Source organism: Rhodococcus sp. NPDC003382 (assembly GCF_053589135.1).
Map to the genome: position 1 here is coordinate 1 of NZ_JBSFRH010000015.1, position 20,801 is coordinate 20,801.

At 68.0% G+C, this 20,801-nt stretch carries 18 protein-coding genes, 1 rRNA gene and 1 riboswitch; of the genes, 14 read left to right on the forward strand and 5 right to left on the reverse strand.

The genetic code is table 11. The annotated features are described in order from the left end of the window. A 5S ribosomal RNA gene (rrf, locus tag ACWDUD_RS12440) occupies positions 1-82 on the forward strand; the annotation flags it as partial. 81 nt (positions 83-163) lie between these two features. On the opposite strand, the gene ACWDUD_RS12445 is transcribed toward rrf, so the two are convergent. Further along, complete coding sequence (locus tag ACWDUD_RS12445) at positions 164-763, reverse strand: TetR/AcrR family transcriptional regulator (protein WP_197251367.1); 600 nt, start codon at positions 761-763, stop codon at positions 164-166. 440 nt (positions 764-1,203) lie between these two features. Between ACWDUD_RS12445 and ACWDUD_RS12450 the strand changes: the two genes are divergently transcribed. The 10 genes from ACWDUD_RS12450 (at position 1,204) to ACWDUD_RS12495 (ending at position 11,869) form a co-directional block, all read left to right on the forward strand. After that, complete coding sequence (locus ACWDUD_RS12450; RefSeq protein WP_450109518.1) at positions 1,204-2,514, forward strand: cytochrome P450; 1,311 nt, start codon at positions 1,204-1,206, stop codon at positions 2,512-2,514. Between the two features lie 132 nt (positions 2,515-2,646). Then, positions 2,647-3,444: an MlaE family ABC transporter permease gene (locus ACWDUD_RS12455; protein ID WP_450109599.1), complete on the forward strand. Its 798-nt coding sequence runs from the start codon at positions 2,647-2,649 to the stop codon at positions 3,442-3,444. Next, on the forward strand, positions 3,445-4,299 hold the full coding sequence (locus tag ACWDUD_RS12460) for an MlaE family ABC transporter permease (RefSeq protein ID WP_450109519.1): 855 nt from the start codon (positions 3,445-3,447) through the stop codon (positions 4,297-4,299). Between the two features lie 3 nt (positions 4,300-4,302). Further along, positions 4,303-5,604 carry an MlaD family protein gene (locus ACWDUD_RS12465; protein WP_450109520.1) on the forward strand — a complete coding sequence of 434 codons (1,302 nt, stop codon included), beginning with the start codon at positions 4,303-4,305 and terminating at the stop codon, positions 5,602-5,604. Next, positions 5,601-6,638 carry an MCE family protein gene (locus ACWDUD_RS12470; protein ID WP_450109521.1) on the forward strand — a complete coding sequence of 346 codons (1,038 nt, stop codon included), beginning with the start codon at positions 5,601-5,603 and terminating at the stop codon, positions 6,636-6,638. Before ACWDUD_RS12465 ends, ACWDUD_RS12470 begins: the two co-directional genes overlap by 4 nt. 6 nt (positions 6,639-6,644) lie before the next feature. Then, positions 6,645-7,697, forward strand: a complete 1,053-nt coding sequence (locus ACWDUD_RS12475; RefSeq protein ID WP_450109522.1) for an MCE family protein — start codon at positions 6,645-6,647, stop codon at positions 7,695-7,697. Continuing rightward, on the forward strand, positions 7,694-8,800 hold the full coding sequence (locus ACWDUD_RS12480) for an MCE family protein (protein ID WP_450109523.1): 1,107 nt from the start codon (positions 7,694-7,696) through the stop codon (positions 8,798-8,800). Before ACWDUD_RS12475 ends, ACWDUD_RS12480 begins: the two co-directional genes overlap by 4 nt. Next, positions 8,797-9,906, forward strand: coding sequence for an MlaD family protein (locus ACWDUD_RS12485; protein ID WP_450109524.1), 1,110 nt, complete (start codon positions 8,797-8,799; stop codon positions 9,904-9,906). The genes ACWDUD_RS12480 and ACWDUD_RS12485 overlap by 4 nt, the downstream gene beginning before the upstream one ends. Then, positions 9,903-11,189 carry an MlaD family protein gene (locus tag ACWDUD_RS12490; RefSeq protein ID WP_450109525.1) on the forward strand — a complete coding sequence of 429 codons (1,287 nt, stop codon included), beginning with the start codon at positions 9,903-9,905 and terminating at the stop codon, positions 11,187-11,189. Before ACWDUD_RS12485 ends, ACWDUD_RS12490 begins: the two co-directional genes overlap by 4 nt. Before the next feature lie 56 nt (positions 11,190-11,245). Then, positions 11,246-11,869: a hypothetical protein gene (locus tag ACWDUD_RS12495; RefSeq protein WP_450109526.1), complete on the forward strand. Its 624-nt coding sequence runs from the start codon at positions 11,246-11,248 to the stop codon at positions 11,867-11,869. An 18-nt stretch (positions 11,870-11,887) separates the two neighbouring features. Here ACWDUD_RS12495 and ACWDUD_RS12500 read toward each other — a convergent pair whose 3' ends face one another. Both ACWDUD_RS12500 and ACWDUD_RS12505 read right to left on the reverse strand, forming a co-directional pair. Beyond that, positions 11,888-13,237: a M1 family metallopeptidase gene (locus ACWDUD_RS12500; protein WP_450109600.1), complete on the reverse strand. Its 1,350-nt coding sequence runs from the start codon at positions 13,235-13,237 to the stop codon at positions 11,888-11,890. Then, positions 13,234-17,142 (reverse strand): Pls/PosA family non-ribosomal peptide synthetase, encoded by a 3,909-nt coding sequence (locus ACWDUD_RS12505; RefSeq protein WP_450109527.1) that lies wholly within the window; start codon positions 17,140-17,142, stop codon positions 13,234-13,236. The genes ACWDUD_RS12500 and ACWDUD_RS12505 overlap by 4 nt, the downstream gene beginning before the upstream one ends. A 192-nt stretch (positions 17,143-17,334) precedes the next feature. Then, positions 17,335-17,451, forward strand: a riboswitch (SAM riboswitch). Positions 17,452-17,516: 65 nt separating this feature from the next. Between ACWDUD_RS12505 and ACWDUD_RS12510 the strand changes: the two genes are divergently transcribed. The 3 genes from ACWDUD_RS12510 to ACWDUD_RS12520 all read left to right on the forward strand — a co-directional run bounded on the left by ACWDUD_RS12510 (position 17,517) and on the right by ACWDUD_RS12520 (position 19,618). Then, positions 17,517-18,830 carry an aminotransferase class V-fold PLP-dependent enzyme gene (locus ACWDUD_RS12510; RefSeq protein ID WP_450109528.1) on the forward strand — a complete coding sequence of 438 codons (1,314 nt, stop codon included), beginning with the start codon at positions 17,517-17,519 and terminating at the stop codon, positions 18,828-18,830. A gap of 45 nt (positions 18,831-18,875) precedes the next feature. Beyond that, positions 18,876-18,968 (forward strand): putative leader peptide, encoded by a 93-nt coding sequence (locus ACWDUD_RS12515; RefSeq protein WP_368862574.1) that lies wholly within the window; start codon positions 18,876-18,878, stop codon positions 18,966-18,968. Between the two features lie 65 nt (positions 18,969-19,033). Then, positions 19,034-19,618 carry a hypothetical protein gene (locus ACWDUD_RS12520; protein WP_450109529.1) on the forward strand — a complete coding sequence of 195 codons (585 nt, stop codon included), beginning with the start codon at positions 19,034-19,036 and terminating at the stop codon, positions 19,616-19,618. An 81-nt stretch (positions 19,619-19,699) separates the two neighbouring features. Here ACWDUD_RS12520 and ACWDUD_RS12525 read toward each other — a convergent pair whose 3' ends face one another. Both ACWDUD_RS12525 and ACWDUD_RS12530 read right to left on the reverse strand, forming a co-directional pair. Further along, on the reverse strand, positions 19,700-20,182 hold the full coding sequence (locus ACWDUD_RS12525; protein ID WP_450109530.1) for a winged helix-turn-helix domain-containing protein: 483 nt from the start codon (positions 20,180-20,182) through the stop codon (positions 19,700-19,702). Continuing rightward, positions 20,179-20,742, reverse strand: a complete 564-nt coding sequence (locus ACWDUD_RS12530; RefSeq protein WP_450109531.1) for a flavin reductase family protein — start codon at positions 20,740-20,742, stop codon at positions 20,179-20,181. The genes ACWDUD_RS12525 and ACWDUD_RS12530 overlap by 4 nt, the downstream gene beginning before the upstream one ends. Positions 20,743-20,801: the final 59 nt, after the last annotated feature.

The following is a 20,801-nucleotide window of genomic DNA, read 5'->3' on the forward strand; positions in this document are numbered from 1 at the left end:
CATTCCGAACCCGGAAGCTAAGCCTGTCTGCGCCGATGGTACTGCACTCGACAGGGTGTGGGAGAGTAGGACACCGCCGAACACCCGTTACCGAAGACCCCCACCGATTCCGGTGGGGGTCTTCGGCTTTCCCGGATCGAATCACTGCCGGCGGGGGTCGACGTCACCCTGGGCGGGTGGGTCTGGGGCCTTCGAGTGCGTGGAACCAGTGCTCGACGCGGCTCACTGTTTCGGCATGGCCACCGGTGACGCCGAGCGAATCCTCCATGATGATCACACGGGACAGGCACGTCATGAGGACCGACGCCACGACTGGGGGAAGATCTTCGTGCTCGATTCCGTACCGGTCGAGGACGGCAGCGATTGCGTCGGCCTGCTGGCGCCTGAATTGTTCTGAGTATTCGGCAATTTGGGTCCGAAGCGTCGGCCGGTGCCGCGACAGTGCAATGAACTCCATCGTCAGTGCCACGCCGGCAGGATCGGTGCTGAACTCCCACAGCGCCCACAGCGGTTGCGGCGAAGCCAGTGCGCTCGCTTGGTATTCGAGGCCTTCCTCGGCTCGACGTCGGAACACCTCGAACAGCAACTCGTCCATGCTCCGGAAGTAGTAGTGCACCAATTGTGGCTTGAGACCGGCTTGTTCGGCGATGCGGCGGGACGAGACGGCGGCGTAGCCGTGTTCGATCATGACCGTTTCGGCGGCGTCGAGCAGTACCGTCCGGTTCTTCGCGTCGGGAGCCCCGATTCTGCGCGGCGATGCCATGCGCGTCGTCCACCTCCAGGATTCGCACATCGGGTCGGGTGTGCTCGCATCGTAGGCGCCGGAGCCGGAAATATGGCGGGTATGCCTCGGTTCTTCGGGAGGCGAACGGCGCGGCAGGTTGTAAGGGGTCACCACCTGTCGTGATTCCGGGCTCGCGACGATCGACGCGGCGGTAGATGTCGACGGACAGGACCGGTGGTCGTTTGTCCGATTCGAGTCGGGAGTCGCTGTGCGCTTCGAATCCGTTGTGCGGATTGAGAACCGGGCCTCTCTGTCTCGTGGCGGCATAAGTCTGTTTACATCCGAGACGACCACGATGTGTGACCTTGACCACGTTCCGGCGGGCGTGCTATCCATGTGCTCAGCATCGCTATGCAACTGCTCAGCATCGGGGTGGGGCTACAGCCGGTCCCGTCCGTGCGCCCAGACAGGAGTTTGCCGTGACCGCTGCACCCGAGAACTCCCCGACCTGCCCGGTCGACCAGCTCGAGGGCGACTTCGCCCGGGACTACTTCACCGACCCGTACTTCACCGACGATCCGCACCCGTTCTACGACCATCTGCGGTCGCGCTGCCCGGTGCACCCGGTCAGCCACGGCGTCCTCGCGGTCACCGGCTACGACGAGGCCCTCGAAGTGCTCCGCAACACCACCGTGTTCTCCAACATCACCGCACCCATCGGCCCGTTCCCGCCGCTGCCGTTCATCCCGGACGGGGACGACATCAACCACCAGATCGACGAATATCGCGACCAATTCCCGCTCAACGAGCACCTGGTCACGATGGACCCACCCCGGCACACCAAGATCCGCCGCCTGCTCGCCGGCCTGTTCACCCCTCGCCGCATGGAGGAATCCGAAGAGTTCCTGTGGCGCTTGGCGGACAGGCAGATCGACGAATTCCTGGCCGACGGCACCGTCGAGGTCCTGCACGGATTCGCCCAGCCCTTCGCGTTGCTGACCATCGCCAACCTGCTCGGTGTCCCGGAAGAGGACCACGACGACTTCCGCCGTCATCTGCTCGCCCAGCAGGTCGGGGCGATGAGCGAGGCCGATACCCTGGCCACCAACCCGCTGGACTACCTCGACGCGAAGTTCACCGGCTACCTCACCGACCGCCGCGCCAATCCGCAGAACGACGTCCTCGGCGCCCTCGCCGCGGCGACCTACCCCGACGGCGAACTCCCTGAGGTGGTCGAACTCGTCCGGCTGGCCACGTTCCTCTTCGGCGCAGGTCAGGACACCACCGCCCGGCTGATCACCGCGGGGATCCGGCACCTGGCCGACACCCCGTCACTCCAGGCCGCGCTGCGCGCCGACCGCACCCTGATCGCGGATTTCGTCGAGGAACTGCTGCGCATGGACGGGCCCGTCAAGGGCGATTTCCGGCTCACCCGCACCACCACCGAACTGGCCGGGGTGCGCATTCCGGCCGGCACCGTGGTGATGGTGCTGCCCGGTGCCGCCAATCGCGACCCGGCCCGGTTCGACGACCCGCACACCTTCCACGTCGACCGGGCCAACGCCCGTGAACACGTCGCGTTCGGTCGGGGTGTGCACACCTGTCCGGGTGGACCGCTCGCCCGTATCGAAGGCCGTGTCGCGATCGAGCGATTCCTCGACCGCACAACGACCCTGACCGTCGACGACTCCCACCACGGACCGGCCGGACATCGCACCTACCGGTACGAACCGACCTACATCCTGCGCGGAATCGCAGAACTGCACGTCGATTTCACTCCCGCCCACTGATCACACGGCCGACCGACGACGAAAGGCCACACCATGGGGATCCTTGGGGAAGGTGGCGGGGATCGGCGCAGTCCCGTCGACGTTGCCGAGGTCCGGCCGGAAACCTCGGCGGTCGCCGAGATCGACCGGTGGATGCGGAGCTACATCCGTCGCCATCCCGTCGCGGCGCTGGAAACCGTCGGTGGGCAGTGTGTGCTGGGTATCCGCGCGATCCAGTATCTGATCACCGACATTGCGGCCCTGCGGTTTCCGTTCGCGGAGTTCGTGCGGCAGGCGGCGTTCATGGCTTCTGCGTCGGCGCTTCCCACGATGTTCGTGGCGATCCCGATCGGTGTCACCCTGTCCATCCAGTTCGGTCTGCTGGCAGGGCAGGTCGGTGCGACCTCGCTCGCCGGCGCGGCCAGCGGTCTCGCGGTCATCAAACAGGGAGCACCGATGGTCGCGGCCCTGCTCATGGCGTCGGCTGCGGGGTCGGCGGTCTGTGCGGACCTCGGATCACGCAAGATCCGGGACGAGATCGACGCCCTCGAGGTCATGGGTGTCTCGGTGGTGCGCAGGCTCGTGGTGCCGCGTCTCGCAGCGGCGATCTTGGTCGGGGTCGCCCTGACCGGGTTGGTGTGCTTCGTCGGCTTCCTCTCGGGATACCTGTTCAACACGTTCGTCATGAACGGAACGCCCGGCAGCTTCGTGACGACGTTCGCATCCTTCGCGACCGTGGGTGATTTCGTCCTGACGATCATCAAGGCGATCGTCTTCGGGGCGATCGTCGCGATTGTGGCCTGTCATAAGGGGCTCGACACCCGCGGTGGGCCCGCCGGTGTCGCGAACTCGGTGAACGCCACCGTGGTCGCCTCGATCCTGCTCCTGATGATCGTCAACGTCGCCTTCACGCAGCTGTATGTGCTGCTGTTCCCACGTACGGGGTTCTGAGTGGCATCGCGATACTTCCCTCCCGGGACACGGCCGATCGTGAATGTCGTTGCGTCGCACGCAGCGGTGATCCAGCGCCTCGGCCACATGATCGGGTTCCTGGTTCGGGCGCTGGCGGCGATCCCCACGACGCTGCGTCACTACCGGAAGGAATTCCTGCGGATTCTGGCCGACGTGACGTGGGGCAACGGCTCGATCGTGGTCGGCGGTGGCACCGCCGGAGTGATCGTCATCCTCGGTGCCGCCGCCGGAGCGCTCGTCGCGATCGAGGGATACAACGCATTGCATCTGCTCGGCCTGGAATCGGCGACCGGCATGATCTCGTCGACGGCGACGACGCGTGAACTGGCGCCGATCATGGCGTCGCTCGCGTTCGCCGCACAGGCCGGCTGCCGATTCACCGCGCAACTCGGTGCCATGCGGATCTCGGAGGAGATCGACGCGATGGAAACGCTTGCGATCCCGTCGATTCCGTATCTGGTGACGACGCGGTTGCTCGCGTCGATCGTCGCCATCATCCCGTTGTATCTGGTGTGTCTGGCCGCGAACTACCTGACCGTGCAGATCGTCATCGGGATGTCCGGCGGCGTCTCGTCCGGCACCTACGACCACTATTTCCGTCTCGTTCTCAGTGGCCCCGACATCGTGTACTCGCTCTCGAAAGCCGTTGTCTTCGTGGTCATCACCACGACAATCCAGTGCTACTACGGCTTCTACGCGTCGGGTGGACCGCAGGGCGTCGGCACTGCTGCCGGCCGGGCGATGCGCTCGAGCATCTCCGCGATGATCGTCGTCAATCTTCTGCTGACCGTTGCATTCTGGGGGATCAGCTCCGGAGCGAGGCTGGGTGGGTGAACGATGCCGATCCTGTTCGAGAGCGACGGACGCGGTCCGGGTCCGGCCCGGCTGTACCTGCAGGGCTTCGGGGCACTCGTCGTGGCGGCCCTGCTGGTCGCAGGGCTCGTGGCGAAGACCGGTGGCGCATTCGACCGCACCTTCGACGTCACCGCAGCCCTGACCGAGGTGGGGGACGGGCTGCCCGCACGGTCCGACGTGAAGTTCCGCGGTGTCCTGGTGGGAACGGTGCAGAGTGTCGATGCCGCCACCGGCGACGGACCGAACGTCGTTCACATGGCGCTCGACCCGGCCCACGCACGCTCGATTCCGAGCACCGTCACCGCACGCGTCGTCCCGAGCAATGTGTTCGCCGTGTCGTCGGTGCAACTCGTCGACAACGGGGCGGCGCCCCCGCTCCCACCGAATGCACGGATTCCCCAGGACGAGAGTCTGGCGACGGTCCAACTCCAGACCGCGCTGACGAAACTGCGGGAGATTGCGGCGGCGACAGCACGTGTCGGCACCGAACAGACCCTGGGTGTCCTCGCGGCGGTGGCCCACGCCACCGACCGTCGGGGCGACGACATCGTCGAGGCGGGAGCACAACTGGCGCGGATCGTCCGGGAGGTCGGCCCGGTCGTCGAGCCCGGCGCCGGACCGTCGACACTCGACGCGCTGACCGGCGCAGTGGAAGGTCTGCACGAGTCGGCACCGGAGCTGCTCGACGCCCTGCACCATTCGATCGCCCCGATGCGGACACTCGCCGAGAAGGACGCGGCACTCGCGGCGTTCCTGTTCTCCGGGGCGAACACGCTCGGGACGACGGGAACCGCCTTCGACAACAACACCGATCGGATGATCACTCTCACCACGCAGCTCACGCCGGTGCTCGGGGTTCTCGCCGACGGTTCGCCCTCGTTCTCGCAGATCGTGGTCAGCATGAACAGCATCTCCAGGAAGTGGTTCGAACACTTCCAGCCGGACGGCCGGCTCAACGGGGTCGGCAAGTTCGTCTTCCAGTTCACCCCGCACCGCATGTACACCAGGGCCGACTGCCCGCGATACGGCGACCTCGCCGGCGCGAGCTGCGCAACCGCCCCCACCGGCGTTCCGCCGGTGCCCGGTTACATCCCCGACGCGTCGACGATGGTGAGCACCGAGCCGGTCGGCGGCAACGTCGGGCCGGTCGGGGGACCGGAGGAGAAGGAACTGCTCGACGCGATCCTCGGTGGCGACCTCAACGCGGCCGCGGAGATGCTCCTCGGCCCCCTCGCCCGGGGTGCGGTCGTCAACGTCGTACCCGAACCGGAGGCGCCGCGATGAGCTATCGCAAGCCGCTGATCGGACTGTCCCTGTTTCTGGTGGTGTGTTGCGCCCTGGGATGGACCGTGCTGGTGACACTGCAGCGCGGCGTGCAGGGGCCGACGGCCTCCTACAGTGCGGAGTTCACCGACGTCTCCGGGCTACGGGTCGGCGACGACGTGCGCATGGCGGGTGTCCGGGTGGGTCGCGTCGATTCGATCGCGCTGGACGGCACCACCGCGAAGGTGAAGTTCCGCATCGACTCCGGTCAGGCCGTGTACGGCAACACGAAAGCGTCGATCACCTACCAGAACATCATCGGACAGCGGTACCTCGGATTGTCGCTCGGCGAATTCGGCGACCCACGGATACTGCCCGCAGGCAGTGGGATTCCCGTCGAGCACACCGAGCCGTCGTTCGACATCTCGGTGCTCCTCAACGGATTCGAACCACTGTTCAGCGTCCTCGATCCCGAGCAGGTGGACAACATCACCACCGCGATCATCACCGCGCTCCAGGGCGATACGGGCGCGGTCACCACGCTCGTGGCGGAGACGACGCGACTCGCCGAATCGATCGCGGGTCCCGACCAGGTCCTCGGCGAGATCATCGGCAACCTCGACACGGTCGTCCACGACCTCGCGGTGCAGAGTGGCAACTTCGACACGGTCATCTCGCAGTCGCGGGCCATCTTCGATCAGCTGACGGCGCGACGGGACGAACTCGTCGGGTCGGTGGAACGGATCGGTGCCGTCGCCGACAGCGTGTCCACGATCGTCGGCGAGGTCCAACCCGACCTGCAGGAATTCCTCGCGCGGGAGCCGGGTTTCGCGCAGCATTTCAACGATCACAAGGACTCCTTCGAGTACTTCGCCTTCAACCTTCCCGCATTGCTGAAAGGGCTCGCCCGGGTGAGCCAGGAGGGGAGCTACTTGTCCACATACCTGTGCAACTTCAATGTCACGCTCGTCCCGGCGCTGAGCAACGTCATTCCGACCGTCGTCGCGCAGGCCACGCCCGAGGGCCGGGTCACGCATTCACCGGTCTGCAGGTGACCGACCGTGACCACCCAGCGCACCGCCCGCGGCGGCAGGTTCCGGATCCGGCCCATCGAGGAGTACCGGCCGGTGACCCTCGGCGCGATCACCGTCGTCGCCATCGTCGTTGCACTTGCGGCGACACTCCTGATCAGCTCCGCTGGATTCGGAAAACGCACGTATGAAGCCGAATTCGCTCAGGCGGCACAGATCGCGCCCGGCGACGGGGTCACGATCGCCGGCGTCCAGGTCGGAACGGTGGACGGAGCGCGGCTCGAGGACGACCACGTCGTGGTGACCATGAAGATCGACAACGGGGTCCCGCTCGGCGCCGATACCCGGGCATCCATCAAACTGACCACGCTGCTCGGCGCCCGCTACATCGAACTGCGGCCCGCCGGCGAGGGCGACATTCCGGATGATCGGATCCCGCTGTCCCACACCGAGGTTCCGTACGACCTCATGGAGGTGCTGGCGGACGCGACCACGACCTTCGAACAGGTCGACGCCGGAGAACTCGGCGACACCCTCACCGCGCTCGCCGGTGAGCTGAACGGTCTGCCCCCGCTGATGCCCCAGGCGCTCGCGAACATCGAGAGTCTGTCGGCGGTGCTGGCGGAGCGCCGCGACCAGGTGGGGTCGCTGCTGGAGGCGACCGGGACGATGACCGGGATCGTGCGAGATCAGCAACACAGCCTCGGCGCGCTGGTCACCAACGGCCGGGACATGCTGCAGGAGATCACGACTCGCCGGGAGATGATCGATCGGCTGCTCGCCGCGACCACGAACCTCGTGTCGGAGCTGCACACCCTCGTGGTCGAGGACCGGCCGGAAGTGGAACAGCTGATCGCGAGCCTGAACGAACTGCTGCAGAGCCTCGGCAACCACGACGATCTGCTGCGCAACACCCTGCAGATCCTTCCGGTCCCCTTGCGCAACTTCACGAATGCCAGCGGAACCGCGAACGAGGTGGACTTCTCCGCGCCCGCCGGCCCGATGATCGACTCGTGGATGTGCGCGCTCAGCGGCCGTGCCGTGGAACTGGACATGCCGGCCTACTTCCAGGAGTGCGAATGAGCCCGCTTCGGATCGTCGGCGCCGCTGTCGTGGCACTTCTCGTGCTCGCCGCGGGATTCTTCGGACTCCGCGCGGTATTCGCCGGCGAGGAACCGCACACGATCACCGCTCGATTCGACAACGGTGCCGGGCTGTACGAGGGCAATACCGTCGCGGTCCTGGGAATTCCGATCGGAAAGGTCACGCGGATCGAACCGAAGGGTGCGTACGTCGAGGTGAGGATGGAGGTCGACGGCGGCATCGACCTTCCGGCCGACGTGCAGGCGGTGGCGGTGTCGACGTCCGTGCTGACGGACCGCCACGTGGAACTGACACCGGTGTACCGCGGCGGCGACACGCTTCCACGGGATGCGATTCTCGGACTCGACCGCACGAAGACTCCGATCGAGTTCGACCGGCTACTGGCCATGGCGGACAACCTGGCCGTCGAGCTTCAGGGCGACGGAACCGGCGGGGGCCCCGTCGCGGACATCCTGGCGGCCGGAGCCGGCGCCACCCACGGCAACGGTGATGCGATGAGGTCGGCACTGTCCACCCTTTCGGACGCGCTGCGCCTGAGCGACGACGAGGGTACGGGCACCGCGAACGAGATCACCAGGATCGTCGACGATCTCGCGGTCCTGACGAGTGCGGCCGCCGCCAACGACCGCGACATCCGCGAGTTCGGCGAGGCCATCCGAATGATGAGCGAGATCCTCGCCGACGCGAACCTCGGCACCGGCGACACCGGTTCGAAGATCAACGACATTCTTGTTCAGGCGAACTCGCTGCTGACCGACAATCGGGACGCGTTGAGATCCACGCTCACGAACGCGGAGACGGTCACCCGGTCGCTCGCGGACTATCGTGACCAGCTCGCCGAATTCCTCGACGGGACGCCGCTGCTGATGGAGAACGCGTACAACACGATCGACCAGGAGAACGGGGGAGCCCGCGTGCACGCACAGCTCGAGAAGGTCTTCTTCGACGGGCAGCTGGTCAAGGAGGTCTGCAACCGCCTGGGACTCACCCATCTCGGCTGTGCAACCGGAACCCTGCGTGACTTCGGGCCCGATTTCGGTGTCGCGGGCATGCTCGAGGGACTGGCGGGACTGCCGAGATGAGGGGCCCACGGTTGCGGTTCGCGTTCGCCGGCATCTCGGTCGCCGTGGCGATGTCGACGGCGGCCTGCTCGACGGGGCTCGAGAATCTGCCCCTTCCCGCCCCCGGTGTCGGCGGCGACTCGTACGTGATTGCGGCGACGTTCGAGAACGCGCTGAATCTGCCGACGAAGGCGAAGGTCAAGCTCGCCGGTGTGGACGTCGGAGAGGTCGAGTCGATGCGTGTGGAGAACTACACGGCGGTCGTCTCCCTGCGCATCATGAACGGTGTGGTGCTGCGCGAGGGCACGACCGCCGAACTGCGGTCGGCGACTCCGCTCGGTGACGTCTTCGTCTCGCTGCAGTCGCCGGACGATCCGTCGGCGGACGCCGCCGTCCTCGGCGAGGGCGACACCATCCCGATCGACGCCACCTCCGCCGCGGCAACCGTGGAGGAACTTCTCGCAACGTCGTCACTGCTCGTCAACGGCGGTGTCGTCCGGAACCTCACGAAACTGGTCAACGGCCTCGGTTCGGCGGTGGACGGCAAGGGGGACCGCATCGCCGAACTGATCCACGAGTCCACCAGGCTCGTCGGCGATCTCAATTCCCGGTCCGAGGAGATCCGACGATCCCTCGAGCAGACGAACGGTCTCGTCGCGACGCTCTCGGATCAGCGTTCGACGATCAACGATGCGGTCGTCGCTGCCGGTCCCGCACTCGACGTGTTGTCCGAGAACACCACGGCGGTGGTCGATCTGGTCTCCCAGGTCGCCGCGATCACCGACCGGATCGGTGAGTTCCCGTCCGTCCAGGGAACCGACACCCGCAGCATGATCGCCGACATCAACCGGGTTGCAGCCGAACTAGACAGAGCAGCGACCCAGCCGGGGGTGTCCCTCGATACCGTCAACCGGATCCTGGCGCCGGTCATCAACATCACGAGCGGTACGTCCGCGCACACCGACGCCGATCTGGAGCAGCTCGCGCTCGGTGCCGTCCCGGTCCCCGGGCACACCGGTGACCCCGGCAGCAGGCTGCCCGACGGCACGGACTGGACGGCGTTCGTCGGCACGTTGACGTACACGATCATGCGACTGCAGACCAAGTTCGGGGTGGTGCCGGAATGACGGCCGCCGACGGACGGAACGCAGTCCTCGAAGTTCCTGCCCGCGTACTGGTTACGGGTGTGCGCTACGCGTCGGCGCGCCGCCTCGGGCTGTCCGTGGCGGCCCTCGCCCTCACTCTGGTTCTCGGTGTCACCTACCTGATCTTCGGTGTCTTCCACCTCGATCCGGCCGACCGGAAGATCCACGTGCGGGTGAACCTCGGGGATTCGGGAGGGCTGCTGCCCGACCGCAACGTCACGTTGCGTGGCGTCCCGGTCGGGCGGGTGACGTCGGTGGAACTCACCGACGAGGGCGTGGTCGCGGTCGCGGCGATCGACTCGTCGGCGCAGATCCCCGTCGGCGGAGAGGTGCGGGTGGCGGGACTGTCGCTCGCGGGGGAGCAGTACCTCGACTTCCGGCCGACCTCCGACGGTGGGCCGTTCCTCGTCGACGGCGCGGAAATCGCTGTCGGCGAGACGTCGACCCCGGTCCCGTTGTCCACGCTCATGGGCAATCTCGACGGCATGCTCGCGCAGATCGACCCCGATACGGTCCGGACCATCGTCGACGAGCTCGGCATGAGCGCGGAGGGTCCGGACAAGCTGGCCGATATCGTCGACGGCGGAACGTTTCTGATCTCCACACTGGATTCGGTGCTGCCGCAGACCGTCAGCGTGCTCAACACCAGCAAGGTCGTGCTCGGGACACTCTCGGACAGTGCCGCCGGTCTGGCCGCGACCTCCCGGAATCTGTCGGCGACGCTCGAAGGGATCGAGTCGAAGGACGCGGGATTCCGGCAGTTCGTCGACGGTGCGCCGGCGACCCTGCAGTCCGTCGACACGCTCTTCGCGGACAACTCGCCGACGATGGTGCAGTTGCTGGGAAATCTGGCCACGACCGCGCAGATGGCCTACCTCCGGGTACCGGCCCTCCACGAGTTCTTCTTCCCGGCCACCCGCGGCGGGTCGACACTCGACGCGCTGGGGACCGCGTTCCGCGACGGCGGTATCTGGGCGTTCGTCAACATCTATCCGCGGTACTCGTGCGACTACGACCTGCCCCGGCAGTCGCCTGCGCTGTCGAACTTCCCGGAACCGTACCTGCACACCTACTGTCCGAATCCCGATCCGTCGACCCTGGTCCGCGGAGCACGCAACGCGCCGCGACCGGCGGGTGAGGAAGGCGGTTATGCGCCGCCGCCGGGCGTCGATCCGCTGCAGCAGGCGGATCCGACACCGGTGGGGCCGTTGTCTCTACTGCTCGAACCCGGCGGCCCCGATCCCGGCGACCCGGGGGTGCGCTGATCCGATCACGGCTGCCGACGCAGCGACCCGGCCCGACAACGAGAAGGAGAACCGACGTGAGCAAGAACAGCCGGACGGCAGCGGCCGTCGTCGAGCGCGAGGATGCCGACGAGAAGGCCGAGAACGATGTCGTGAACGAGGATGCTGAAACCGGCGACGCCGCAACCGAAGACGCTGCGACCGGCACAGCGGTGCGGGGCAAGGATCGGGGACGCCTCGCGCTCCTCGCCGCCGTGCTGGTGGCGGTCCTGGCGGTCGTCGCCGCCGGCGTGCTCGGCTGGAAGTGGAATCAGGCCGACGCCGTCGACGACGCCTCTGCCGCAGCGCTCGACGCGGCACGGCAGTACGCGGTCGTGCTGACCAGCGTCAGCTCGGACGACCTCGACGCGAATTTCCAGGCTGTGCTGGACGGCGCCACCGGCAACTTCAAGGACATGTATGCCCAGTCGAGCGAACAGCTTCGGCAGCTGCTCGTCGACAACCAGGCCACCGCCGAGGGCGTCGTGATCGAGGCAGGCATCAAGTCCGCGACGACCACGAAGGTCGAGGTGCTGCTGTTCGTCGACCAGACCGTCACCAATGCCGTGACACCCGAACCGCGACTCGACCGCAGCCGCGTCGTGATGACGATGGAACTCGTCGACGGCCGCTGGCTCGCCTCCGACGTGGTGCTGCCCTGAACTCGGGCGCGCGGACGTTCAGGCGTCGGGAAACGGAGGAAGCGCCCGCTCGTGGAGCCAGGAATCCCACAGCGGACGTAGCGGTTCATCGGTGAAATGCGCTGCAAGACCGACGAACTGCTCGGTGGTCACGTTCGAGTGCCGATGCTCCGCGGTCCAGGTGCGCAGCAGGGGGAAGAAGCGGTCGTCGCCCAGCTGCCGGCGCAGCGCGTGCAGGGTGAGGGCGCCGCGCTTGTAGATCCGGTCGTCGAACATGTCCTTCGGGCCGGGATCGCCGAGCAGGATGTCCTGGGGTTTGCGCGCCAGCCCGCGATGTGCTTCCGCCGCAAGGGTATGCGCGGACGGGCCGGTCGAATTCTCCGCCCACAGCCATTCGGCGTAGCACGCGAAACCCTCGTGCAGCCAGATGTCGCGCCAGCGCGTGAGGGTCAGGCTGTTGCCGAACCACTGGTGCGCCAATTCGTGTGCGACAAGCCGTTCTTCGCGGCGGCGGCCGTCGCAGTGGTTGGCGCCGAAGATCGACAGACCCTGCGCCTCGATCGGAATCTCGAGGTCGTCGTCGGTCACCACGACGGTGTAGTGCGCGAACGGATACGGCCCGAACAGGCGCCGGAAGACCTCCATCATCTGCGGCTGACGGCCGAAGTCGACGTCGAATTCCTCCCGCAGTCGCGGGGGATGCACCGCGACGATCGGAACGGGGGACGAGCACACCTTCCGGGACTCGTAGTGCCCGATCTGCACGGTCGCCAGATACGTCGACATCGGTTCGGGCTGCTCGTACACCCACGTCGTCTGGCTGGCCTTCGTGGTCTTGCGCAGCAGCGTGCCGTTCGCGACGGCGTGGAACGGCGAATCCGTGGTGAGGGTGATCCGGTAGGTCGCCTTCGACCCCGGGTGGTCGTCGCACGGAAACCACGACGGGGCACCGTTCGGCTGGCTCGCCACGAGCGAACCTTCCTCGAGTTCCTCCCAGCCGACCTCCCCCCACATCGAGTGGCGCGGCGTCGGCGTCCCCGAATAGTTCACGGTGACGGTCAGAACCGCCCCGGCCGGGATCTTCTGCGCCGGGGCCACGGTGAGCTTGCCGTCGCGGTGGGTGTACTTCGCCGGCCGCGCACCGTTGACCGACACCTTCGACACCCGCATCGTGTCGACGAGATCGAGCGCGTACTTGCCGCGCACATCGGTCGTGGTGGCGATGATCGTCGCGCGACCGGAGAGCCGGTTCGACGCGACCTTGTACGTCAACTCCAGTTCGTAACGGGACACGCGATACCCGCGGTTGCCGCTCGTCGGCAGATAGGGATCGAGCGGACGGTCCATGCCCACGGGGGCGACCGGCTTGGCCGCCTTGCCGGACTTCATCGGGGCGACCAATCCGCGGGCGACGTCCACGGGGCGATGGGATTGCCCTGCCAGCGGGTCGACGCGGGGACGACATCGCCGCGCATCACGAGCGAGGCCGGGCCCACGGTGGCTCCGGCGCCGATGCCCGACGCCGGCAGCGCGACGCACTGCGGGCCGAGCGTGGCTCCGTTCTCGAGGGTCACGGTGTCCATGGACATGATCCGATCATGGAACAGATGCGTCTGCACCACGCACCCCCGTTCCACGGTCGCTCCGTCCTCGAGCGTCACCAGATCCGCCTCCGGCAGCCAGTAGCTTTCACACCACACGCCGCGGCCGATGTGCGCGCCGAGCGCCCGCAGCCACAGATTCATCGCGACGGTTCCGGTCGCCGGGCGGGCGAACCAGGGCGCGGCGACCATCTCGACGAACGTGTCGGACACCTCGTTCCGCCACACGAACGAACTCCACAGCGGATGTTCCACCCGGCCGATCCGCCCGACCACCAACCATTTCGCCGCCACCGAGATTCCGCACGCGACCGCACCGGCGATCATGAGGACGAGACCGCCGAGCAGCAGGGCGAGCGGATATCCCCCGACGGCCGCGAGCGCGTTCAGTGCAAACAGCACACCGAGCCCGATCCCGAACGTCACCATCATCGGGACGAGCCGGAACGTTTCGACGCATCCCCGCGCGACCTTCAGTTTCAGTGGGGGAGCGAACGTGCGGGTCGCATCGGAGTCGCCCGCGGAACGGCGCAGTCGGACCGGGGGACTGCCCAGCCACGACGACCCGGACTTGGCTTTCGTCGGCGCTGCGGACAGCACCGCGACGAGACCGTGCTTCGGTACCCGGCGTCCCGGCGCGGCCATGCCCGAGTTGCCGAGGAACGCGCGCTTGCCGACCTTCGCGTGGGAGATGAACAGCCAGCCGCCACCGAGTTCGTAGGACGCGACCATGGTGTCGTCGGCGAGGAACGCCCCGTCGGCGACCTTTGTGAACTTGGGGACCATCAGCACGGTCGACGCCTCGACGTCCTTGCCGATGTCGGCGCCGAGCAGACGCAGCCAGATCGGGGTGAGCATCGAGGCGTACAGCGGGAACAGGAACGTGCGTGAGGAGTCCATGAGCCGTTCGGTGGCCCACACCTGCCAGCCGACGCGGCTGCGCACCGGGTGCCAGCCCTCGGTCATGCCGAGCGACAGCAGTCGCACCGCTGCGACGGTGAGCAGTGCGAACACGAACATGGTGAGCAGCCCGGCCGCGGGCAGCATCACGAGGGACCGGGCGACGGCCTCGGGCAGCGTCGCGGTGTCGCTCACCCACCAGCCGATCAACGCCACGCCGGCGCCGATCGCGACGAGCGGCAACCCGGCGATCAGCACCGAACTCGCACCGAACACCGGCACCCACGCCGGCGCGCGACGGGGCGGCTCGGCCGGCCACGGATGCGACGCCTTTCCCACCTTCACGGCGGGCGAGCCGGCCCACTGTTGTCCGGACTTGACGCGCCCGAACACCGCGGATCCGGCTTCGACCACCGCGTTCTTGCCGATCTTGCACCCGGGATTGAGGGTGGACCGGGCCCCGATCGACGCGCCTGCCCCGATCCGGATCGTGCCGATGTGCACCACGTCGCCGTCCACCCAGTGACCAGACAGGTCCACCTCGGGTTCGATCGAGCAGCCGTCACCGAGTTCGAGCATCCCGGTCACCGGCGGCAGGCTGTGCAGATCGACGCCGCGGCCGACCTTCGCACCGAGCGCGCGGGCGTAGTACAGCATCCACGGGGCACCGGACAGGTTCGCGGCCCCGCTCGCCTCGACCAGCCGCAGAGACGACCACAGGCGCAGATGCACCGAGCCGCCGCGGCGATACGTGCCGGGCTTCACGCCGCGCAGCAGGATCCGCGCGCCCGCGACCGCGATCGTCATGCGGCCGAGCGGGGTGATGAACAGCAGCACACCGAGCGCGACCCACCACCACGACAGGGTGACGGTCCACGGCACCGAGACGACGGTCGCGAGCACGTTGTTCAGCACGGCCAGCCACGTCACCCACTGCATGCCGGTCAGCGTGGTCAGCGGGACGGTCGCGGCGATCTGCGCCAGCTGCGCGGACCGCGGTGTCGGTTCGACGGTCCGGGGAGCGACGGTTTCGGTCGGGGCGAGCTCGTCGAGGTACAGGGCGAGCGAACCGAGCCGCGGATGGTCGTACAGTTCCGCGACGGTCATCTCCGGATAGCGTTCGCGCAGGGCCGTCACCAGCTGCGCCGCCGACAGTGAGCCGCCGCCGAGTTCGAAGAAGTCGTCGTCGAGGCCCTCCACGTGGGCGCCGAGCAGCGACATCCACAGGCTCGCGAGCCATTCCGCGGTGGGGTCCAGTCCGAGTGCCTCGGCGGACTCGGCGTCGGCGCCGGGCAGCGGCCACGGCAGCGCGTTCCGGTCGACCTTGCCGGACGTGCGGGTGGGTAGTTCGTCGACGAGCGCCAGTCGCGGGACCATCGCGGCGGGAAGCTGCTCGGTGAGCAGGTCGCGCGCCGAGGCGACATCGAAGTCCGGGTCGGTGCTGGCGATGTAGCCCACGAGCATTGCGTGCCCGGCCGCGGTCTTGCGCACGGCGCAGGCGCCGCCCGCGACGCCCGGCAGGTTCTGCAGGGCGTTGTCGATCTCGCCGAGTTCGATGCGTCTGCCGCCGATCTTGACCTGGTCGTCCGCGCGACCCTGGAAGAGCAGGCCGCGACGGTCGAGGGTCACCAGATCGCCGCTGCGGTAGGCGCGTTCCCAGCCCAGGGTCGGCATGGGCGCGTATTTCTCGGCGTCCTTGGCGGGGTCGAGGTAGCGGGCCAGGCCGACGCCGCCGATGACGAGTTCGCCGGTGGCGCCCTCCTCGACGGGCACCCCGTCGGCGTCGACGACGGCGAGGTCCCAGCCGTCGAGCGGCAGGCCGATGCGGATGGGGCCGGTGCCGTCCATCCGGGCGGCACACGCGACCACGGTCGCTTCCGTCGGCCCGTAGGTGTTCCACACCTCCCGGCCGGGGACGGCGAGCCGGGCGGCGAGGTCCGGGGGACAGGCCTCCCCGCCGAAGATGAGCAGCCGCACCGCTTCGAGCGCTTCGGCGGGCCACATCGCCGCGAGCGTGGGCACGGTGGAGACGACGGTGACATCGCGGGAGACCAGCCACGGACCCAGATCCATGCCGGAGCGCACCAGCGATCGGGGCGCGGGGACCAGGCACGCGCCGTGCCGCCACGCCAGCCACATCTCCTCGCACGACGCGTCGAATGCCACCGACAGGCCGGCGAGTACCCGGTCGCCTGGTCCGATCGGGTTGTCCTGCACGAACATTCGCGCTTCGGCATCGACGAAGGCGGCGGCGTTGCGGTGGGTGACCGCGACGCCCTTCGGGGTGCCCGTCGACCCGGAGGTGAAGATGATCCAGGCGTCGTCGTCGAGCCGCGGTCCGCGGATCTGCGGATTCGCGGACCCAGGTGCGGTGCCGGGGCCGATCCCGTTCTCGGTGACGATCGCGGTGACCCCCGCCTCCCCGAACACCAGCTCGGCTCGTTCGTCGGGATCGTCCGCGTCGACCGGAACGTACGCCGCGCCCGCGGCCAGCACCGACAGGATGGTGACGTACAGGTCCTTCGTGCCCGACGGCATGCGCACCCCGACCCGGTCGCCGGCGCCGACGCCCGCGTCGGTCAGCCGGTAGGCGCCGGCGACGATCTCCTCCGCCAGCTCCGCGTAGCTGAGCGTGACCTTGCCGTCGTCGATCGCGGGGGCGTCGGGATGGGCGTCGGCGGTGCTGCGCAGGATGTCGACGAGGGTCCGCGCGGGAGGCGTGAACGAGGAGCGCAGGTACTCGTCCGGTATTCGAGCCGGCCGACCCGGATCCGTCTTGGGCTGGACAGACAATCTGCGTCCTTCTCTAGGTGTCGATGCGTGTGGCCGGTTGTCTCACGGCCGGGTGGACGGCAGGTGAACTCCCTGCCGGCGGGCGGTCGCTTCGACCGATTGTGCTCCGGACCATCGACTTCTCGCCTGTCGACCGCGCGCGAAATGTTTCGGTTTGACAACAGCGGCGACGTGCTGTCATCCTCTTCGGCAGGTCACGAGTACCAGCATCAAGCCCCGGCTCGCTGGTCGGCAACCCTCCTCCGCGGTGGGGTGCTCCGGGTGACGACCAGGCTGTGGTTCCAACACCGGACGCAGCAAGCGCGGACTCCGCCGGCGATCCAACATCGTCGTGGCGATCACCGACGGGTCCCTGGACAGACAAGGGATTACTGATGACTGCTGCAATGACCGCCACCTGCATCGCCCCCATTGCTCGCGTTTCCGGCTGTGACCTGCAGGTTCCGCTCGTCCAGGGTGGCACCTGCACGTACGCCAACTTCGACTACGCCGCGAGTGCTCCGGCCCTGGCCGCCGTCACCGACCGCATCGCCGAACTGCTGCCCTTCTACGCCAGCGTTCACCGCGGCGCCGGCTACGCCTCGCGCGTGACCACGGACGCCTACGAGAAGTGCCGGGCCGTGGTTGCCGGATTCGTCGGTGCTGCCGACGATCAGGTCGTCGTGTTCACCCGCAACACCACCGATTCCCTGAACCTGCTCGCGACCGCCGTGCCCGGTGACGTCGTGCTCCTCGACATCGAACATCACGCGAATCTGTTGCCGTGGAAGAACGCCCGCATCGTCGAGGCCGCCGACACGGTCGCGGGGACGGTCGAGCGACTCGCCGCGGAACTGCGCCGCGCGCCGGCCGCGCTGCTCGCGATCACCGGAGCCTCGAACGTCACCGGTGAGCTGCTGCCCATCGAGGAACTCGCGAACCTCGCGCACGAGTGCGGTGCCCGCATCCTCGTCGACGGCGCACAGCTGGTCCCGCACCGCCGCATCGACCTCGCCGCGACCGGCGTCGACTACCTCGCGTTCTCCGGTCACAAGACGTACGCGCCGTTCGGTGCCGGCGTCCTGGTCGGCCGCCGCGACTGGCTCGATGTCGCCGAGCCCTACCTCGCCGGTGGTGGCGCGGTGCGCGAGGTGCGCCTGGACCACACCGACTGGGCCTGCGCCCCGGCGCGCCACGAGGCCGGATCGCCGAACGTGCTCGGTGCGGCCGCGATCGCGGCGGCCTGCGAAGCGCTCGCCGGTTTCGACGCCGACGCCGTCGCCCGCCACGAAGAGGAACTGAGCCGTCTGCTGGTCGAGGGCCTGCGCGAAATCGACGGCGTCGAACTGCTGCGCCTGTGGGAGGACTCGTGCGAGTCCGTCGGCATCGTCACCTTCACGGTCGCGGGCTACGAACCCGCCGAGGTCGCGGCGTACCTGTCGGCGGAGCACGGCATCGGCGTCCGCGACGGACGTTTCTGCGCGCATCCGCTGCTCGCCCGCGTCGGCCGCGCCGGAGGTGCAGTGCGTGCCTCCCTCGGCCTCGGCAGCTCGTCCGCCGACGTGGAGCGTCTGGTCGGGGCGGTGCGTCGCCTCGTCGAGCACGGCCCGTCCTGGACCTACGCGAAGACCGACGGCCTGTGGGGCCCGTCCCCGGAGACCCGCCCGGGTCTCGCGGCGGAGGGCGCGGGCGCGTCGGAGTGCGTCTGATCACCCCGATCGACAATTTCCCACAAGATCGGTAGGGTATTGCCCATGGCATCGCAGACCGCATCGAACGTCGTCGCACAGTGGTGCCGTCGTCATGTCGATCTGTGCCGTACCGCTTCCGGCATGTGTACGAGCTGAACGACACCCCAGTCTCCACAGCTCATCGCCGCGGGATCGCCTGCGGCAGTTCGAAGGAACCCCACATGTCGTACAACATCGTTCACACCGTGTCGTCCGCGCGCCCGCTGCGTGTCGCCGTCGAGCTCTCCGGTCCGTCCGGCCCGCACTACTGGGCCGATCTCACCGCCGGCCGACCCGGCGAGGAGTCGCTCGATCTCAGTGCGCCGCAGCCGAATGTCGTGCGGATCCGCGCCACCGATCTGCGCGAGACCCGCAAGGCCACCGATCGCGTCCGTGCCGGGCTCGTCGCCGAGGGTCGCGACCCCGGCAGCGTCACCGTCCTGGTCGATCTCGAGGTGGTCGTCGCATCCGAGGCCCGCAGCGCGCGGAAGCAGTACGCGCAGTTGGATGTTCCGCGCGCGTCGGACACCCTGTCGTACGTCGGTACCCCGCAGGGGCTTGCCGGCCTCATCGCCGACATCCACTCCACGCACGTCGCGGACGGTGTCACCCTCGTTCCGCTGGCGGCGCCGTTCACCGTGGAACACATCATCGACGGAACGCTGCCGTGGCTCGAAGCCCGCGGCCTCGCGGCGACCGCGCCGTCCGTCGTGGAAGTGTTGCGCCGCTTCGGAACCGGTGGTCGGGGCCTCGTCCGCGCCTCCTGAGTATCCCGGCGCGAGCCGGTCACGATTCGAAAAGCCGAGTGGGGCGAGAGAACGGATTCTCTCGCCCCACTCGCTGTGTCTTCAGGCCGAACGCCGGGTCAGGGGTTCGACGACGTGCACGCCGGGATCGGGGTCGAAACGGTAGCCGGTTCCCCGCACCGTCGTGATGATGGATCCGAATCTTCCCAGCTTCGTGCGGATTCGGGACACGTGGACGTCGACGCTGCGACCGCGTCCGTGGTCGACGTTCGCCGCGGCGGGATCGAGTTCGCGCAGTACCGATCGGGACACGACCACGCGAGGTCGCCGGACCAGCCGGGACAGGATTTCGAATTCGGTGTGGCTGAGCGGAACCCGGGCATTGTCGAGGATCACGTCGCGGGCCGGAAGATCGATCACCAGCGGCACCGGTGTGGAGCTGAGCAGCGTGTGTGTGCTCGCTCCCGGCACGAGGTCCCGAGCGGTTTCGCGCAACGCGTCGGCGAGCGCGGCGAGATCCGCCGACGAGCGCACGCCGGTGTTCGAAAGCTGAACGACCAGTACGAGTTCGGGTGTTGTGGTCATGGTGTGGTGTCCAATGGTGTGGGCCGGTGGTAGACGCCGTCGTGGTAGAGCAACGGCGCCGCCGTCGACTCGTTGTCGGAGACGTGCGTGTGGGTGACGAGGCCGACGACGAGCGTGCTGTCTCCGGCCGGAATCAATTGGTGCACAAGCAGACGCAGGCGCACGGGAGTGTCGTGGAGTACCGGTTCGCCGGTGTCGAGGCGGCCCCACAGGGAACGGTCGGCGAAGCGTTCCTCGGCGCTGCGTGCGAAACGCTGTGCCAGATGCTGCTGGTCCTCGCCCAGGAGGTGCACCACGAGCGAGTCCGCCGCGTGCACGGCGTCGATGCTCGACGAGGTCCGAGTGATGTTGAACGACACCAGGGGTGGGTTCAGCGACAGCGAGGAGAACGACGTCGCGGTGAAGCCGACCGGGCCGTTTCCGGCGTCGAGCGTGACGACGGTGACGCCTGCCGGGTGGCGGCGCAGCGCGGAGCGGTACTCCTCGTTGCCGACGCCCAGGGCGAATTCGGGTGCGGTGGCGTCGGCGCGATCGGCGACAGGGGAATGTGATGTGGGCATGGCCGTCCCTGGAAAGGCTCGTCCCCGGAAGAAACTGGGGGACAAGGCGAGTGATGAGA

Bases quoted from the DNA above. Each gene is read 5' to 3' on its own strand.
- ACWDUD_RS12445 (WP_197251367.1), bottom strand. From the start codon at position 763: ATGGCATCGCCGCGCAGAATCGGGGCTCCCGACGCGAAGAACCGGACG.
- ACWDUD_RS12455 (WP_450109599.1), top strand. From the start codon at position 2,647: ATGCGGAGCTACATCCGTCGCCATCCCGTCGCGGCGCTGGAAACCGTC.
- ACWDUD_RS12465 (WP_450109520.1), top strand. From the start codon at position 4,303: ATGCCGATCCTGTTCGAGAGCGACGGACGCGGTCCGGGTCCGGCCCGG.
- ACWDUD_RS12470 (WP_450109521.1), top strand. From the start codon at position 5,601: ATGAGCTATCGCAAGCCGCTGATCGGACTGTCCCTGTTTCTGGTGGTG.
- ACWDUD_RS12480 (WP_450109523.1), top strand. From the start codon at position 7,694: ATGAGCCCGCTTCGGATCGTCGGCGCCGCTGTCGTGGCACTTCTCGTG.
- ACWDUD_RS12485 (WP_450109524.1), top strand. From the start codon at position 8,797: ATGAGGGGCCCACGGTTGCGGTTCGCGTTCGCCGGCATCTCGGTCGCC.
- ACWDUD_RS12490 (WP_450109525.1), top strand. From the start codon at position 9,903: ATGACGGCCGCCGACGGACGGAACGCAGTCCTCGAAGTTCCTGCCCGC.
- ACWDUD_RS12500 (WP_450109600.1), bottom strand. From the start codon at position 13,237: ATGAAGTCCGGCAAGGCGGCCAAGCCGGTCGCCCCCGTGGGCATGGAC.
- ACWDUD_RS12510 (WP_450109528.1), top strand. From the start codon at position 17,517: ATGACTGCTGCAATGACCGCCACCTGCATCGCCCCCATTGCTCGCGTT.
- ACWDUD_RS12515 (WP_368862574.1), top strand. From the start codon at position 18,876: ATGGCATCGCAGACCGCATCGAACGTCGTCGCACAGTGGTGCCGTCGT.
- ACWDUD_RS12520 (WP_450109529.1), top strand. From the start codon at position 19,034: ATGTCGTACAACATCGTTCACACCGTGTCGTCCGCGCGCCCGCTGCGT.
- ACWDUD_RS12525 (WP_450109530.1), bottom strand. From the start codon at position 20,182: ATGACCACAACACCCGAACTCGTACTGGTCGTTCAGCTTTCGAACACC.
- ACWDUD_RS12530 (WP_450109531.1), bottom strand. From the start codon at position 20,742: ATGCCCACATCACATTCCCCTGTCGCCGATCGCGCCGACGCCACCGCA.